The sequence below is a fragment of the Streptomyces durmitorensis genome (assembly GCF_023498005.1).
GTDB lineage: Bacteria > Actinomycetota > Actinomycetes > Streptomycetales > Streptomycetaceae > Streptomyces > Streptomyces durmitorensis.
In genome coordinates this window covers 2,193,026-2,209,487 of the sequence record NZ_CP097289.1, presented here as the reverse complement: position 1 = coordinate 2,209,487, position 16,462 = coordinate 2,193,026, and the positions used below count along the sequence as shown (strand labels likewise).

Genomic DNA, 16,462 nt, shown 5'->3' with positions numbered 1-16,462 from the left:
GCGTCACGGGTCCGTGGCGAGCCCTCCTTGGCGGCCCAAGGAGCGTTTCGCGTACAGGACGGTCTGGACACGGTTGGGGGTGCCCAATTTGGCGTAGATACGGCTCAGATAGTTGCGCACGGTCTTCGGGCGAATGCCCAGGGCGGTGGCGATGCAGTCGGTCTCGTGGTCGTCGGCGACCAGCGAGAGGATCTGCCGCTCGCGCTCGGTCAGCGTCGAGAGGGCCGCGTCGTCGCCGCGGTGGCGGCCCGCCACGAGTTGCAGGATCGGCCCCGCGGTGGCCGCGGTGAACGCGGCGCCGTCGCGGTGCACGGCGAGGAGCGTCCCGCGCAGTTCGTCCGCGTCGATGCTGCGGGAGAGGTACGCGTTGGCACCGGCCACGAAGGCCTCGCGCATGTAGACCGGCTGCTGGTTGGAGGAGAGGATGACGATGCGTACGTGGCCGGACTCCCGGCGAATGGCCCGGATCGCGTCGACGCCGCCCGTTCCGGGCACGCCGAGTCCCATCACGACGATCTGCGGGCGGCGCCCCCGTAAGTGCTCCAACGCCGCTGCGGCATCATGGGCGATGGACACCACGGAGAATTCCGTAAACCCGTCGAGAAGCTTACGGAAACCTTCGAGCACCAGTTGTTCGCTGTCGACGAGCAGGACCTTTATCGATGACATTGATGTGTCCCCCTGGGTTCTGCATTCACGGCGGTGAAAGATCAGAACATGGGGACGCCAAGTGTTGTGCTCCTTGCCCCCGTTGGCTGATTTTCATCGTCGACGAATTATCTGCCTGATTCGATGCTACACCACTCTCACAAAGGCTCTTCGGGTGAATAGTCAATGGTGAGGTCGACGTCACGCGGCGGTCTGTCGGAGTCACAGATTCCTTTCGCGCATTGATCGGAATTCGATTGGAATGATTGAAATCCATAGGGAGGCGCGGTGCGGTGCGGGGATGGCGAGGCGGTGGGGCGGCATGACGGGCAGTCATCGGAGCGATGTCACGAGATCATGCCAACATCCGTCCGATCGGGGTCAGTTGGGCGCATTGACATCCGATGTATTCAACCCTACGTTCCCGAGCGACCCGTCAACTTCAGGGAGCCGCCCCCATGCGCACACAGCTCAGCCGTACCCGGCGAAGAGTCGCCGGGATCGCCCTGCTCCTCGCCTCGGCCCTCGCCGCGACCGCCGTCCCCGCGGCCGTCGCGGCGCCTACGGAACCCCCGGCCGCCGCGGCCCCGAAGGCCGAGCGGCCCGCGCCCACCGGCCCGGGAACCGACCACGCCACCGACGACCCCTTCACCGCCGACCGCACCAACTGGTTCCGGCAGGACCGCTTCGGCATGTTCATCCACTTCGGCGCCTACTCCAACCTGGAGGGCGAGTACAAGAAGGCCGACGGCTCGCTCTGCCGTGACGCCGAGTGGATCCAGCGCCAGTGCGACATCCCGAAGGCCGAGTACGAGAAGCAGGCCGCGACGTTCAACCCGGCCGACTTCGACGCCAAGGCCGTGGTCAAGGCGGCCAAGGACGCCGGAATGCGTTACATCGTCATCACCTCGAAGCACCACGACGGATACGCGATGTGGCCCACGAAGGTCAACGACTGGAACCTGCGCGACCACTCCTCCTTCGACAAGAAGCGCGACATCCTCGCCGAGTTGAAGAAGGCATCCGACGACGCGGGCATCAAGCTCGGCTTCTACTACTCGATCTGGGACTGGCACGACCCGGACTTCCCGGACCCGGCGACCTTCCCCCAGTACGAGAAGCGGATGCGCGCCCAGCTCAAGGAGCTGGTCGACAACTACGACCCGGCGCTGCTCTGGTTCGACGGCGAGTGGGACACCGACAAGCCCAACAACCCCTGGACGGCGAAGGACGGCGAGAAGCTGGAGGCCTACCTCCGCGACCTCGACCCGGACCTGATCATCAACAACCGCGTCGGCAAGCGCCGCGTGGTCGACGGCGACTACGGCACCCCCGAGCAGGAGATCCCCGGCGCACCGGTCGACGGCCAGCTCTGGGAGTCCTGCATGACCCTCAACGGACACTGGGGCTTCGCGCGCTACGACACCGACTGGAAGTCGTCGTCCACCCTGGTCAAGAACCTCCTCTCCACGACGTCCCGCAGCGGCAACTACCTCCTGAACGTCGGCCCCGACGCCCGTGGCCGCGTCCCGCAGCCGTCCGTCGACCGTCTGAAGCAGATGGGCGACTGGCTGCGTACGTCGGGCCAGGGCGACGCGGTGTTCGGCGCCCGCTACGGCGGACTCGTCGATGAGCCGTCCTGGGGCTCGGTCAGCCGCAAGGGCGACAAGCTGTACGCGGCGGTCACCCAGTGGCCGGCGTCCGGCGCCGCCCTGCACCTGAAGGCGCGTACGGACTTCAAGGTCACCTCGGCACGCGTGCTCGGCAGCGACCAGAAGGTGACGGTCACCAAGTCGGGCGACGGATTCGACGTGAAGCCGTCCGGCGCGGCGACCAACGACACGGCCACGGTCGTCGAGCTGAAGGTGGACCCGGGCCCGACGGCCCGCCCCGGCAAGGGCAAGGGCCTGAAGCAGGAGATCTTCGACAACGCTGACCTGAGCGGCACGCCGAAGATCACCCGTACCGACGCCACCCTCAACCACGCCTGGAAGTACGAGGGTTCACCGGCGGCGAGCATCCCCTCCGACAAGTTCAGCGTCCGCTGGACCGGCACGCTTGAGCCGCGCCGCTCGGAGACGTACACGCTGACGACCGTCTCCGACGACATGGCGCGGGTGTGGATCGACGGCAAGCTGGTCATCGACTCCTGGACGCCGCACGAGCCGAAGATCGACAAGAGCCAGGTCGCCCTCACCGCGGGCAAGCGGCACTCGATCAAGGTCGAGTACGCGGAACAGACGGGCGAGGCCCACATGAAGCTGCTCTGGTCCAGCCCGGGACAGGAACAGCAGATCGTGCCTGCCGCCCAGCTGTACGCGCGCTGAGCGGTCCGCGGGTCTCCCGCTGACCGAATCGGGCCCCAAGTCCCTCGGAGTCAGGACTTGGGGCCCTCGCCGTGAGGACCAATGGCGGGCACTTTCCGTTCTCCGGAATTGGCAGTGTTGATCGACGCCCAGCAGGGCAGACGACCGAATGTCGATCTCCGGCCACCCAGGTCAGGGCATCGACGCACGCCCATCGCCGACCGAGAGAGTGACTGCCCCGTGAGCGCCCCCGAAGCACCCGAAGCCCCAGCACCCGCTCCGGAGGCGATAGCCAGGCACCGTGCGCTCTTCCGCGCGATCCACCGCCGGAAGAACCCGCGCCTGCGCCAGTCGGACATCACCGTCACCGAAGAGGCCCAGGTCAAGCGCGCGGTGAAGGCGACCGCCCTCGGCAATGCCATGGAGTGGTACGACTTCGGTGTCTACGCCTATCTCGCGGTGATCATCGGCAAGGAGTTCTTCCCCTCCGGCAACGACACCGCGCAGACGCTCTCCTCGCTCGCCACCTTCGCCGCCGCCTTCCTGGTCCGCCCCATCGGCGGCATGTTCTTCGGGCCGCTTGGTGACCGGGTCGGCCGCAAGAAGATCCTCGCGCTGACCATGATCATGATGTCGACGGCGACCCTGGCGATCGGCCTGATCCCCAGCTACGCCACCATCGGCTTCTGGGCCCCCGTCCTCCTCGTCCTCTGCCGCATGGTGCAGGGCTTCTCGACGGGCGGCGAGTACGGCGGGGCGGCGACCTTCATCGCCGAGTACGCGCCGGACAAGCGCCGCGGATTCTGGGGCTCCTTCCTGGAGTTCGGCACCCTGATCGGCTACACCGTCGCCGCGGTCCTCGTCACCTCCCTCACCCTGTGGCTCAGCGACGACGCCATGCAGTCCTGGGGCTGGCGCATCCCGTTCCTGGTGGCGGCGCCGCTCGGCCTCATCGGCCTCTACCTGCGGATGAAGCTCGACGAGTCGCCCGCCTTCCAGAAGATGGCGGAGGCGGAGAGCGGCCCGGCCGCCGAACGCCAGAAGAAGTCCTTCAAGGACTCCTTCTTCGGCCAGTGGCGCGCGATGCTGCTCTGCATCGCCCTGGTGGCCGCGTTCAACATCACCGACTACATGCTGCTGTCCTACATGCCGACGTACCTGACCCAGCTCGGCTTCGGCGAGACCGGCGGCCTGATGTCCATCGTGCTCGTCATGCTGATCCTGATGGCGCTCATCAACTCGGTCGGCCGCCTCTCCGACCGCATCGGCCGCAAGCCGGTCCTGATGGCGGGCTCGGTCGGCTTCTTCGTGCTCGCACTGCCGGCCTTCCTCCTCATCAAGCAGGGCGGCACGGTGGCGGTCTTCACCGGTCTGCTCATCCTCGGCCTCGCGCTCGTCTGCTACCTGGGCGCGATGTCCTCGTCGCTGCCGGCCCTCTTCCCCACGGACGTCCGCTACGGCTCGCTGTCCATCGGCTTCAACGTCTCGGTCTCGCTCTTCGGCGGTACGACGCCGCTGGTGGTCGCGGGTCTGATCGGCGTGACCGGCAACGACCTGATGCCCGCGTTCTACACGATGCTCGCGGGCCTGATCGGCATCATCGCGGTGGCCGCGATGAAGGAGACGGCCCGCAAGCCCCTCGAAGGCTCCCCGCCGTCGGTCGCGACGGACGAGGAGGCGCGCGAACTGGTGGCGGCGCAGCGGCTCTGACCCCTCAGTCGCGCCCGGCCTCCAGGACGCCGATGGCCTCGGTCAGCCACTTCTTCTCCTCCGTGCCGGTGGCGCGGGCGATCCGGAGCATGCCCTGCCGGAAGAGGTCGGGCGCCTCCTCCGCGCTCACCGGCTTCCCGTCGCGGTAGAAGAAGCTGGCCGGGGTGTCCAGGAAGGCCTTGCGGCGGCGCAGGACCGCGGCCTGCTCGGCCGGGTCGGGGAGGTGGCGCAGGAACGCGAGCAGGGTGAAGAAGCGCTGCCCGTCGGTGATTTCGGCATCCTTGGGCTCCCGCAGGCGGGCGAGCAGGTCGTCGCGTCCCGCCTCGGTGAGGGAGAGGATCCGGCGGGGCGCGGCGCTCTTGCCGGGCTCGGTGCGCTGCTCGACGAGGCCCGCTTTCACCAGGCGGGTGATCGCCGGGTACAGCGCGCCGTCGCTCACCGGGCGGATGTGGCCGCTGAGGCCCTGGATGCGGGTCTTGAGGTCGTAGCCGTGCAGGGGCTCCTCGCGGAGGAAGCCCAGAATCGACAGCTCCAGCATGTGAGTTGAACTCCCTCTCCGCTTCTCAGCTTCTCCGCTTCCGGGCCTTTTCCGCGCGCCCGTCATGGGCGGCGCACCCTTGTCCACCGCGTGCGGTTGATGCTATCTCTTTCCGCTGTACCTCGAATCGAGGTACAGCGGAAAGAGGGGGGCGGATGGAGAGTCCGCAGGAACACCGGCGCCGACTCGTGTCGCTCGCGTACCCGGTCTACTTCGAGCTGCTCGCCGGGGTCACGGCCGGGATCATCAACATGGTCTGGGTGGCCCGGCTCGGCGGGGACGCGGTCGCCGCGGTGGCCGTCGCCACGAATGTGGAGAACCTGCTGCTCGGCGTCATCCTCATGGCCGGGTCCGGTACGACGGTCTTGGTCGCGCGGGCCAGGGGAGCGCGGGACCGGGCGGCACTGCGATCGGCGGTGCGCGGCGGCTGGGCACTGTGGGCGCTGATCACGCCCGTCGTGGCCGTCGGCGGCTACCTGTGCCGGGAGCCGCTGGCCCGGCTGGTCCTCGGCGGCGGGGAGGGCGACGCGCTCGCGCTCACGACCGGCTACTTCGCCATCGCGCTGCCGGGAACGGCGGTCTACTTCGCCACGAACGTCGTCGACGGAATCCTCAAGGGCGCGGGCGACACCCGCACCCCGATGCGGCTCGCGCTCCTGGCCAACGGCCTGATCCTCGTCCTGGATCCGCTCTTCATCCTGGGCCTCGACCTCGGTGTACGCGGGGCGGCGATCGCCACCGTCATCGGCCGGACGGTCGCGCTGCTCTGGGGCCTCCTCGCGCTGCGCCGCAACGCGTTGCTGCGGGCCGCGCCCCGCGAGGGGAGCGGGAAGAGTCTGTGCGCCGACGCCCGCAGGACAGCGGCCACGGGGCTGCCGATGTCGGCCGACTTCGTCGTACGGATGGCGGGCGCGCTCGCGTTGGTCGCGGTCGTCGCCAGGATCGGCGTCGGCGAGGTCGCCGCGTACGGCATCGCGACCAAGGCGATGTATCTGGCGACCATGGCCTTCTACTCCGTGCGCCAGGCCGCCGCCATCCACACCGCCCATCTTCTGGGCACCGGACGCGACGAGCGGCCGGCCGTCGGGCGCCAGGCGCTGCTCATCGCCGGGGCGCTGGGTCTGGCGGCGGCGCTGCTGCTGCTCGCCGCCGGGCCGTGGATCATGCGGGGCTTCGGCGCCGAGGGCGAGGTAGCCGCGGCGGGGGCGCTCTATCTGCGGTGCCTGGGGCCCTACTTGGTACTGCTGGCCTGCTTCATCGCGCTGGGCGGGGTGTTCGAGGGCAGCGGCGGGAGCCCGGCTCTCGCCCGCATCACGGCGTGCGGGGTGGTGGTCCAACTGGGTCTCGACTACGCCCTGTTGGGGCTCGGTCTGCCGGGCATCTGCCTGGCCATGGCGGGGTCCATGGCCCTGCAGTGCGCGGCGGTCGCCCGCCTCTACCGGCGGGCGGGGCGTGTAGGGCGTGTGGGGTGCACCGGGCGTGTGGGGCGCACCGGGGTCAGTCGCAGAGATGGCGCGTGCTGAGGGAGCCGCCCGCGTTCTCGTCATCCGTACCGAGGGCCGCGAGGCCGGATCCGGGGACGCAGTGCACGGCCTCGATCTTGTGGCCCTCGAACTTCTCCAGGACCTCGGGCGACCTGTCGACGGACAGCCGGACCTTCCCCGAGGGGGCGACGGACAGCCTGCCCGCGTCGCTCACGGCGGAGTCGAACGGCCCGTCGTCCCCGGCGTCGGAGGCCGAACTGACCAGCAGGCGGCCCGACTTGGTCACCTCGATGTCCGAGGCATGGCGGACGTCCCCCCGCGGGTACGGCGCTCGCAACGTCGCCTTCTTCACCGCGCCGAACTTCGACTCACCGTAGGAGTTGATCGAGAACGGCGCCGCGTACAGCGTCGCCGGGCGGTCCGCGCCCGCGCCCCGGTCCGCCCAGACCGCGGCCGTCTTCCCGTGCCGCGAGGTGAGGGTGAAGCTCTCGAAGTCGTCGCCCGCGCCGATCTCGGGCAGCGGTGCGACGTCAAGGACCCGCACGGCCTCACCGGCGTCGATCAGCTTGAGGTGGTAGGCGAGCCCGCGGCTTGCCACGGCCACGTACTCGTCGGACGTGCCAGGCACCGCGTCGAGCGCCTCCAGGTCGATGGGTTCGGCGCCGCCCTGCCAGGTGATCGGCGTGACGGTGGCCGCCTGGCCGGGGCGGTAGACGACGTCGGCGATGCGGTTGTCGCCGGGCCGCTTGTTGTCGCGTACGACGAGGGCGTGGAGAGTGTCACCCGAACGCGAGGCGACGGCGAGACCGCTGATGCCGGACTTCACGTCGGCCCCGACCTGCTGCCATGAGCCGGCTTCCGGCTGCGCCGAGGACAGGCCGGTGCTGAGCACCACGGCAACTCCCGCGCCCAGGGCGGCAATTGCGGTCAGGACGGTCTTACGCATGGTCAGGGGCCTCTCGCTCGGTGCGTGACGCGCGTAGATTCGCGGCTGGCCGGACCGTAGTGGTCCGGCCGCCGGGAGGCAAGGGGGGTACCTGGACTGGCCTAAGGGGCGATTCGCGCCGGCTCCTGTTTCTTCTCCGGCTCCTGTTCCTGGGTGGGGGTGGCGGTGCCGGTCGTCCCGCGCTCCGGCCGGAGCAGCGTCGCCGCCAAGGCGATGCCCGCCGCCGCGACGCCCGCGGCCACCCAGAAGGCGAGGCGGTAGCCGTCGGCCGTCGCCGCCAGGGTCTCTTCGCCGTCCGCGAGCAGACCCTCCGTACGGCTCGCCGCCAGCGTGGTCAGGACAGCCAGACCCAGTGAACCGCCCACTACCTGCGTGGTGTTGAAGAGTCCGGAGGCGAGGCCCGCGTCCTCCTCGCGCGCCCCGGCCATCGCGAGCCCCGTCACGGCGGGCATCGCCGCGGCGAACCCGGCGCCGAGCAGCAGCATCGCGGGGAGCACGTCGACGGCGTACGAACCGTCGGCGGGCAGGCGGCCGAGGAGCGCGAGGCCCGCCGTGATGAGGACGAGGCCCCCGAGCACCGAACGGTACGGTCCGAAGCGCCCGATCACCCGGGCGGACAGGCCGAGCATCAGGACGCCGATGGCGACGGGGGCGGGCAGGAACGCGAACCCGGTCTTCAATTCGCCGTAGCCCAGGACCCGTTGGAAGTAGAGGGCGCCGATGTACTGGAAGCCGAACATGCCCGCGATCATCAGGATCTGCACGGCGTTGGCGCCGGTCAGCGTGCGGGAGCGGAAGACGCGCAGGCGCAGCAGGGGCCGGTCCGTGCGGGTCTGGCGGACGGCGAAGGCGGCGTACAGGGCGAGGGAGAGGGCGGCGAGCGCGAGCGTGGCGGGCGTCCCGCGCTCGCCGGAGCCGACGATCGTGTAGACGGTGAGCATCAGGGCGCCGGTGATGAGTACGGCGCCCGGGTAGTCGGCGCCCCCGGCGAGGCCCGTGCCGCGGTCGTTCGCCAGGACGCGTACCGCGGCGACGAGCGCGACGGCCCCGATCGGCAGGTTGATCAGGAAGATCCAGTGCCAGTTGAGGGTCTCGGTGAGCGCGCCGCCCAGGAACGTGCCGAGCGCACCGCCCGCTGCGCCGACCGCGCTGAACACCGCGATGGCCTTGGCCTGTTCGCGCGGTTCGGGGAAGAGGGCCACCAGCATGCCGAGTACGACCGCCGATGTCATCGCCCCGCCGACGCCCTGCACGGCGCGTGCCGCGATCAGCAGGCCCTGGTCGGTGGCGACTCCGCACAGCACGGACGCCGCGGTGAACACGGCGAGGCCCGAGACGAACATCCGCTTGCGGCCGATGAGATCGCCGAGGCGTCCGGCGAGGAGCAGCAGTCCGCCGAAGGCGATGAGGTAGGCGTTCACGACCCAGGCGAGGCCCGGCGCCGAGAAGCCGAGGTCGTTCTGGATGGCGGGCATCGCGACGGTCACGATGTTGCCGTCGATGATCGTCATCAGGAGACCCGACGACAGCACGGCGAGCGACGCCCGGCGGGAACGTGGTGAAGCGGACGGGGCCTGAGCCTTGGCATCGGACACGACGAAAACCTCCATGAACTGCATAGGTGCACGACTTGTAACGGGGCTCATCGTGCGTGACCATGGAGGCCGCGAGAAGGAGGAACTTCGATGTCCCAAGGGAACACCGGTGTTACGGCGCAGGTGGTGAACGCGCAGGCGTGCCCGCTGCGCGAAGTTCTTGACAGGGTGGTGGGGAAATGGAGCATCCCGATCCTGGTCGCGGCGGCCCACGGGCCCATCCGCTTCACCGAACTGGAGCGCAGCATCGAGGGCATCAGCCGCCGCATGCTGACCCTGACCCTGCGGAACCTGGAGCGCGACGGCCTGCTCACGCGCACGGTGTTTCCGACGGTGCCGCCGAAGGTCGAGTATGAACTGACGCCGGTCGCACAGGAACTGCACGGCACGCTGCTGACCCTGACGGGGTGGGCGGAGCGGCACCGGGTGACGATCGCGCAGTCGCGGGCGGACTACGACGAGCAGCGGGGGCTTGTGGACGCGTGAGCGCCCCGTAAGGGGCGCGGGGAGCTGCGCGACAAGCCCCCACCGGCCCGCGGATCGATCACCGGGTCTCCAGCGGAAGCCCAGCGGAAGCCCAGCGGAAGCTAGGGCTTGCGGGCCACCGCTCCGTACGCGTCGACGGGCGTCGCGTCCTCGGAATCGGGGCGCCAGCGGGTGACTTGGGCGACGCCGGGATCGACAAGATCCAGGCCGTCGAAGAAGCCGGTGATCTCCTCGACGCTGCGCACGTGGTAGGGGATCGCGCCGCTCTTGTTGTACGCGTTCGACGCCGCGATCATGCCGTCGCTGGTGGCGGTGCTGTCGCTGATCACCAGATAGCTGCCGGACGGCAGACCCGCCATGAGCCGGGACACGAGGTCGCGCCCCTGCGCGTAATCACCCACGTGGCCAAGGGTGTTGAGGATCATCAGGGCGACCGGCCGGGAGAGGTCCAGGGTCGCGCTCGCGGCCCGCAGGATCGCCTCGGGGTCGTAGAGATCGGCGTCGATGTACGCGGTCTCGCCCTCGGGCGTGCTGGTGAGCAGCGCGCGGGCGTGGGCCAGGACGAGCGGGTCGTTGTCGACGTACACGATCCGGGAGTCAGGGGCCGCGCGCTGGGCGACCTCGTGCGTGTTGTCGGCGGTCGGCAGGCCCGTGCCGATGTCCAGGAACTGGCGGATGCCCTGCTCCGTCACCAGGTGCCGGACCGCGCGGCCGAGGAAGTTGCGGCTCAGGCGCGCCACGTCGACCAGGCCGGGGTGGATCTCCTTGATGTGGTCGCCGAGTTCGCGGTCCTTCTCGTAATTGTCCTTGCCGCCCACGAAGTAGTTCCAGAAGCGCGCGGAGTGCGGCGTCGTGGTGTCGATGCGCGCGCGTATGTCCTCGGCGGCGTCGGCTTGGGGGTCACGGTCCGACACGGGGGCCTCCTGTGGGTGAGCGGTCCTGCTCCTGCTGGGTACTTGAAAGAACGATCACCCGCCAATCTAGTTCCCGATCCCCGGAAACGGGGCCCAACGGTGAGAGGTGGCTCAGAGACCGATCACCGCCGGGTCGTCGGCCAGCGCCCTGAAGTACTCGCGCGGATCCGCCACCATCTGCCGTTCGCCCAGGTCCAGAAGGCCGCCGACGGAGCGCAGCTCGGCGGCCTTGGTGCCGTCCGTCTTGGTGATCGACTGCTCGATGCGGAACGTCTTGCGCTCGCCCCACACGAAGACGCAGGTCACCTCCACCTCGTCACCGGCGCGCAGCTCGCTGAAGTAGCGGATGGTGTTCTCCAGGGCGACCGGGCCCACCCCCTTGGCGAGCAGGTCGGCCTGCTCGATGCCTGCCGCGCGCAGCACCGACCAGCGGGCGTGCTCGGCGTACTGCAGATAGACGGCCTGGTTGAGATGGCCCTGCGAGTCCGTCTCGTACCCACGGACGCTGATGCTCACGGAAAACGGGTCTGTCACGGCATTCCCTTCAACGGTTCAACTCGGTCACTTCTGCGGCGCTCAGTGTCTCTGGCCCCTCCGGGGCGAGGCGAGGAGATAGCGCGCGCCGGGGGGCCGCTCGGCGTGTTCGCTGACCTGCCAGCCCGCGGCCTCCAGCGCGCTCGCGCACGCCCGCAGCCCCTCCGGTGCCGCCACGCGCACGGCGACGGCCTCGGGCTGCGGGGTCTCGCCCACCCGATAGCCGTCGGGCCCCGGCGGGCAGCCCGCCGCCTCCAGGGCAAGCGCGGCGGCCTGCACCAGATGCGTCCGCTCCCAGGCACAGGGGCGGTCGCGCGCGCCGTCCGGATTGGTCATGCGGCGCATCTCCAGGAGCCCTTCCCAGGCGCTGCGTACGTCGCGGGCGCGGGCCGGGCCTTCGGCTCCCGACAGTGGTATCGGTTCGGTGCCGGTGCGGGCGGCGAAGAGGCCGGAGGGAGCGGGGGCCGCGGCCGGGGGAGGGCCGGGGGCCTCGGCAGCGGGTCCGCTCTCCGTGCCCTCCCGCACGCGATGGCCCGTGGGCGTCAGGAAATAGGCGTGCGGCGGACGGGGGTGCCGGAAGGCGAGGCGGTGGCGCACGAGCCCCGCCAGCTGTGCCTCGCTCCCGGTGAGACGGCCCGTCGCCGGGTCCGCGGCCTCGATGATCCGCCGCTGAGCGGCCGTCGGAGGCTTCGTCATGAGCCCACCTCTTCCCCAGGTCCTCTTCCGCCTGGTTCCGATAGTGCCTCGTGCCACTGACAACGGCCGCGGGACCTCAGCTGTCCGCCGTCTGCCGGCTCAGCGAACTGTTCCCGTGGCGAGGTCGACGACCTTCTCGGCCACGAGGTCGAGCGTGCGCCGGTCGTCGTCGGCGGAGCCGCGCTCGTCGGGCGTACCGGGGTAGGTGTCGAGCAGGACGTCCGTGGCCCCCAGCTCGGCCAGCGCCTCCAGGTCGGCGCGGAGCTGGTCGACGCTGCCGTGCCCGAGGGGACGCTCCGCGGTGTCCGGCTGCGGGGTGAGCCGGAGCTGGAGGCGGGGCACGAGGTCCGGCACGGGGCGCCCGGCGGCCTCGGCCTCGGCGGCGATCCGGGGCAGCGCCGTCCGCACGGCTTCGAGCGTCGGCATGAACGGGTGCCAGCCCTCGCCGAGGCGGGCCGCGCGGCGCTGGGCGGCGGGGGAGTTGCCGCCGACCCAGACGGGCAGGGGGGTCGCCGGGGCGGGGGCGTTGCGGATGTCTTCGTAGGAGACGTACCGGCCCTGGAAGGAGGTCGTCTCCTCGGCCCATGCGGCGCGGATCGCGGTGAGGTACTCGTCCGTGATGGCGCCGCGCTCCTCGAAGGGGACGCCGAGCGCCTCGTACTCGGCACGGGACCAGCCGACACCGGCGCCGAGGATGAAGCCGGCTTCGTTGAGCTGGTCGATGTTGGCGGCAAGCCGGGCGGTCTGGAGCGGGTGGCGGTAGGGGATCACGGTGATCGTCGTGCCGAGCCGCAGCCCCGGTACGCGGCCCGCGAGATGCGCGGCGAGCACGAACTGGTCGTAGAACGGGGCCGGATAGACCGCGTGCACGTCGGGGGTGACCGTTATGTGGTCGGAGATCATCGCAAAGCCGAACCCGATGTCGCGGGCGTCGGTCGCCTGGCGGACGAGGGAGTCGGGGGTGGTGCCGGAGCCGAAGTTGAGGAGATTCACGCCGTATCGCATGGCCGCAAGTCTTGATGATCTTCGGGGTGCGTGTCGAACCGGGCCCTGACGTCGACCGCGCAGACCCTGACATCGACCGCGCAGACCCTGACATCGACCGGGCCGGCCGGGGAGACCGGCCGGCCCGGACGTCCGCTACTTGCTCATGGCGAAGCGCATCAGGGCCTGCTCGTCGCCCTGCTTGATCTTCCCGGTCTCGTTGATGACCTCGAGCTTCCAGGTCGCACCGTCCCGGATCGCCTTGGCCACGGCGCAGCCGTTGTCGTTGGTGAGCAGGCTCGGCCAGATGTCGGCGACCTGCTGGGTGCTGCCGCCCGTGGCGTCGTACACCTTGAAGCTGATGTTGCGCGCGTTCTGGAAGGCGCTGCGCTTCTTGTACGCGGCGGCGACGAACACGATCGACGTGATGTTGTCCGGCACGCGCTCGAACTCGACGGTCACCGTCTCGTCGTCGCCGTCACCCTTGCCGGTCTGGTTGTCGCCGCTGTGCACCAGCGAGCCGTTGCCCAGCGGGTCGAGCGAGTCGAGACCGGCGAGGCGCACCGGGTCGGCCCCGGACATCGCGATGGCGATCAGGTCGAGGTCGGTGCCGGCCTTCTGGCGGAGCTTCCCCATGAGTCCACCGCTGCTGCCGACGGTGGGGTCCCAGGACACACCTATGGACAGACGGGTCACTCCGCCGAGATCAGCCGGTCCGTCTTCCTTCTTGAGCGTGATCATTCGTGATCCTTCTTGGTGGTGAGAGAGCTATATGGGACAGAGTGTGCCTGGTTTTACGGGCGAATGTTCCAGCTCGCCACCACCGGGCGCCCATGCTCCGTGCTGAGGCGGCAGACCGTCCCCGTCGCCAACTGGAACAACGCCCCGCCCGAGACCGGCAGTCCGAGGCGCCGGGCCGTGAGCACCCGCAGGAAATGGGAGTGGGCGAAGAGGACCACGCTGGCCTCGTAGTTGGCCAGAGCCGCGTCGACCTTGGCGAGCATCCGGTCGGCCCGCTCGCCGATCTGCTCCGGGGTCTCACCCGGGTGCTCGGCGGGGCCGGGAGCCACTCCGTCCGTGAACAGAAACCAGTCGGGGCGGGTGCGGTGGATCTCCACCGTCGTGACCCCTTCGTACGCCCCGTAGTCCCACTCGCTCAGATCGGGATCCACCCGGGCGTCCGGGAACCCCGCCAACGCCGCGGTGTCCCGTGCCCGCTCCCGGGGGCTCACGAACGCAGCGCCGATCCGGAACCTCCCGACCAGCGGCGCGAGCCCCCGCGCCTGCTCCCTGCCGTTGTCGGTGAGCGGGATGTCCGTCCAGCTGGTGTGCTGCCCGGACATGGACCACTCGGTCTCGCCGTGCCGGACGAGGAGCAGGTCACCCATGGTGCGCAACTTCCTGTTCTGTCTCGGTGGTGGCCGGACCGGAAGGCCCGGTCCGGCCACCACCGAGACTAGATCCCCGCTACATCCCCGCAGGTACGCGCGCCGGGCGGCCCGAGCCGCGCGTCAGGCAGTAGCCTCCGATGCCCGCGAGGGCGCCGAGTACGCCACCGGCCGCCGTCCACAGCCAGCGGGACGACCACCAGCCGGAGGCCCAGCCGTCCTCCGGCTCGCTGGACGCCGCCTCCATCTTCGTGCCGACGCCCGGCACCAAGGGCTTCGCCAGCGCGCCGTCCACCGCCTGGGCGCCGCCCGCGTCGGTCGTCGTGACCTTGGTCGAGGCCTGCATGGGCAGGCCGAGGTCGTCCGCCTTGAGGTCGGTGACCGTCAGGCGTGCGTAGTACGTGCCGGGCAGTGGGTCGTTGGACCAGGGCTCGGCCCAGCCGCGCACCGTGCGCAGCGTGCAGGACAGTTCGACCGTGGCGGCGTCCTGCGCCGCCGTCCTGGTCTGCGCGCCGAACCGGCACGCCTGGTGGCGCCGCAGTCCGTCGTACACATCGACCTGCCAGGTGGAGTCGCCGTGCCGGGCGGCGCTCTCCGGCAGCTTCACCGTCGCGTGCACCGTGGCGCGCTGTCCGACGTCCGCCGGGAACGACCAGTACAGGTAGTCGCCGGTGGATGCCTCCGCCGTCGCCTCCTGGTCCGGCTGGATCGCCGTCGCCGTGCGGAAGGACGTACCTGCCTCCGTCGGCTTGTTGTCATCGGCAGAGCTGTCGGAGCTGTCGGCGAAGGCCGCGCCCGCCGTCCCGGCCAGGGTCAGCAGTGCCGCGCCGGTCAGCACAGCGGCTCTGCTCAACACACGTGTCCTACGCATCAGTTGGTCCTCCAGACCGCGAAGCGCCAGCGCGAGACCCAGCCCCAGACCAGACCGGCCAGGAAGCCGGTGAGGATCAGCGCGCCGAGCAGCCACCAGCCGTTGCCCAGGCCGAAGGACGCCACGTCCGACGCCTCGTCGGGCGCGTCCACCAGGTCGACGGCCAGCTCGACGGGCAGGCCCGGGGTCGTCTTGACGGAGGCGGGCGCCGAGAAGGAGTTGCTGACCTGGAGACACACGGTCTCGGGGGCGGGCTCGCCCTCGTCCGTCCCCTCGTCGTCGTCACCCTCCGGCTTCGGATAGCGCAGGCCGGTCGAGATCACGTCCGTACGTCCGTCACCCGCCTCTGAGCCGCGCACGATCTCGCGGCCGTGCGTGGTCGAGGCCCGCAGAAGCACGCCGTAGTCCTGGTTCACCGCGCGGTCGGCGCCGACGCTGACGGAGGCGCGCAGCTCCTGGCCGGGCTTGACGTCGACGCGGTACCAGCGGTGCTCGCCGAACTTCTCCCGGTCGGTGTAGACGCCCGCGTTCAACTTCGGGGCGTCGGAGCACTGGGCGGCGCCCTCGGCGGCCACCGGAGTGGCGACGGGGTCCGCGGCGCGGTCGACCAACTGCTTGACGCGGCCGGAGAGTTCATCGGTGTGCCGCACCGACGTGTACGTCCCGCCGGTGGCCTCCGCGATGCAGCTCAGCTGGTCGCGGGTCTTGGCGTCCGGCACCAGGCCGAGTGTGTCGACCGTGAGGTGGATGCCCTCGGCGGCGATCTTGCGGGCCACCTCGCAGGGGTCGAGCGGCTGGCAGGTGTCCTCGCCGTCGGAGATGAGGACGATGCGGCGGCTGCGCTCGGCGTTGTCGTCCTTGAGGTCGTCGGCGGCCTTGAGGAGAGTCGGGCCGATCGGCGTCCAGCCGGTGGGCGCGAGCGTTGCCACCGCGGTCTTCGCCTCGGTGCGGCCTGCGCGGTCGAGCTCCGCGACCGGGTAGAGGAGCTCGGTGTCCTTGCAGCCCGTCTTGCGGTCGTCGCCCCGGTAGTTGGCGCCCAACGTGCGTATGCCGAGCTGGACTTCGTCCGGTGTGGCGTCGAGGACCTCGTTGAACGCCTGCTTCGCCGCCGCCATCCGGGACTTGCCGTCGATGTCGCGGGCCCGCATCGAACCGCTGACGTCGAGGACGAGCTCGACCTTGGGGGAGGGCTGTGCCGGTTCATCCGCGTCGGCGGCGGCGGAACCCGCCGTGCCGAGTCCGGCGGTCAAGGCGGCGAGCAGGGTGAAGGCCCCGGCCGCCAGCCGTTGTCTTGTGATCATCGCCGGATCTTATTGATCTTGCCGTGCATACCCAAACCGGTAGGTGGGTATCAGCCTTCAC

At 70.2% G+C, this 16,462-nt stretch carries 16 protein-coding genes; 4 read left to right on the top strand and 12 right to left on the bottom strand.

Translation table 11 applies throughout. The features are described 5' to 3' along the window. Positions 1-3: 3 nt before the first annotated feature. Positions 4-669 (bottom strand): response regulator transcription factor, encoded by a 666-nt coding sequence (locus M4V62_RS10110; protein WP_249586908.1) that lies wholly within the window; start codon positions 667-669, stop codon positions 4-6. A 437-nt stretch (positions 670-1,106) separates the two neighbouring features. On the opposite strand from M4V62_RS10110, the gene M4V62_RS10105 reads away from it, so the two are divergent. Then, positions 1,107-2,975, top strand: coding sequence for an alpha-L-fucosidase (locus M4V62_RS10105; RefSeq protein WP_249586907.1), 1,869 nt, complete (start codon positions 1,107-1,109; stop codon positions 2,973-2,975). A gap of 219 nt (positions 2,976-3,194) precedes the next feature. After that, entirely contained in the window at positions 3,195-4,664 is a 1,470-nt protein-coding gene (proP, locus tag M4V62_RS10100; protein WP_249586906.1) for a glycine betaine/L-proline transporter ProP, read from the top strand. 4 nt (positions 4,665-4,668) lie between these two features. Here proP and M4V62_RS10095 read toward each other — a convergent pair whose 3' ends face one another. After that, positions 4,669-5,202 (bottom strand): PadR family transcriptional regulator, encoded by a 534-nt coding sequence (locus M4V62_RS10095; protein WP_249586905.1) that lies wholly within the window; start codon positions 5,200-5,202, stop codon positions 4,669-4,671. Between the two features lie 155 nt (positions 5,203-5,357). Between M4V62_RS10095 and M4V62_RS10090 the strand changes: the two genes are divergently transcribed. Continuing rightward, a complete protein-coding gene (locus M4V62_RS10090) occupies positions 5,358-6,725 on the top strand; it encodes an MATE family efflux transporter (RefSeq protein WP_249586904.1) in 1,368 nt (455 codons plus the stop codon). Here the strand turns inward: M4V62_RS10090 and M4V62_RS10085 are convergent. Further along, positions 6,700-7,632: a hypothetical protein gene (locus M4V62_RS10085; protein WP_249586903.1), complete on the bottom strand. Its 933-nt coding sequence runs from the start codon at positions 7,630-7,632 to the stop codon at positions 6,700-6,702. The two genes, M4V62_RS10090 and M4V62_RS10085, sit on opposite strands and share 26 nt — an antisense overlap. A gap of 101 nt (positions 7,633-7,733) precedes the next feature. Beyond that, the gene (locus M4V62_RS10080; protein ID WP_425575013.1) at positions 7,734-9,242 is read right to left on the bottom strand and encodes an MFS transporter; all 1,509 of its coding nucleotides are present in this window, start codon (positions 9,240-9,242) and stop codon (positions 7,734-7,736) included. Between the two features lie 75 nt (positions 9,243-9,317). On the opposite strand from M4V62_RS10080, the gene M4V62_RS10075 reads away from it, so the two are divergent. Next, positions 9,318-9,713, top strand: coding sequence for a winged helix-turn-helix transcriptional regulator (locus M4V62_RS10075; protein ID WP_249586902.1), 396 nt, complete (start codon positions 9,318-9,320; stop codon positions 9,711-9,713). Between the two features lie 101 nt (positions 9,714-9,814). Here M4V62_RS10075 and M4V62_RS10070 read toward each other — a convergent pair whose 3' ends face one another. The 8 genes from M4V62_RS10070 to M4V62_RS10035 all read right to left on the bottom strand — a co-directional run bounded on the left by M4V62_RS10070 (position 9,815) and on the right by M4V62_RS10035 (position 16,401). After that, on the bottom strand, positions 9,815-10,627 hold the full coding sequence (locus tag M4V62_RS10070) for an SAM-dependent methyltransferase (protein WP_249586901.1): 813 nt from the start codon (positions 10,625-10,627) through the stop codon (positions 9,815-9,817). A 111-nt stretch (positions 10,628-10,738) separates the two neighbouring features. Next, the gene (locus M4V62_RS10065) at positions 10,739-11,161 is read right to left on the bottom strand and encodes an acyl-CoA thioesterase (RefSeq protein ID WP_249586900.1); all 423 of its coding nucleotides are present in this window, start codon (positions 11,159-11,161) and stop codon (positions 10,739-10,741) included. Positions 11,162-11,203: 42 nt separating this feature from the next. After that, entirely contained in the window at positions 11,204-11,857 is a 654-nt protein-coding gene (locus M4V62_RS10060; protein WP_249586899.1) for a hypothetical protein, read from the bottom strand. 99 nt (positions 11,858-11,956) lie between these two features. Next, on the bottom strand, positions 11,957-12,862 hold the full coding sequence (locus M4V62_RS10055) for a TIGR03619 family F420-dependent LLM class oxidoreductase (RefSeq protein ID WP_249586898.1): 906 nt from the start codon (positions 12,860-12,862) through the stop codon (positions 11,957-11,959). Between the two features lie 135 nt (positions 12,863-12,997). Continuing rightward, positions 12,998-13,582, bottom strand: a complete 585-nt coding sequence (locus M4V62_RS10050; protein ID WP_249586897.1) for a TerD family protein — start codon at positions 13,580-13,582, stop codon at positions 12,998-13,000. Between the two features lie 53 nt (positions 13,583-13,635). Further along, positions 13,636-14,229 carry a histidine phosphatase family protein gene (locus M4V62_RS10045; protein WP_249586896.1) on the bottom strand — a complete coding sequence of 198 codons (594 nt, stop codon included), beginning with the start codon at positions 14,227-14,229 and terminating at the stop codon, positions 13,636-13,638. A gap of 79 nt (positions 14,230-14,308) precedes the next feature. After that, on the bottom strand, positions 14,309-15,100 hold the full coding sequence (locus M4V62_RS10040; protein WP_249586895.1) for a hypothetical protein: 792 nt from the start codon (positions 15,098-15,100) through the stop codon (positions 14,309-14,311). Then, positions 15,100-16,401, bottom strand: coding sequence for a VWA domain-containing protein (locus M4V62_RS10035; protein ID WP_249586894.1), 1,302 nt, complete (start codon positions 16,399-16,401; stop codon positions 15,100-15,102). The genes M4V62_RS10040 and M4V62_RS10035 overlap by 1 nt, the downstream gene beginning before the upstream one ends. Positions 16,402-16,462 lie beyond the last annotated feature (61 nt).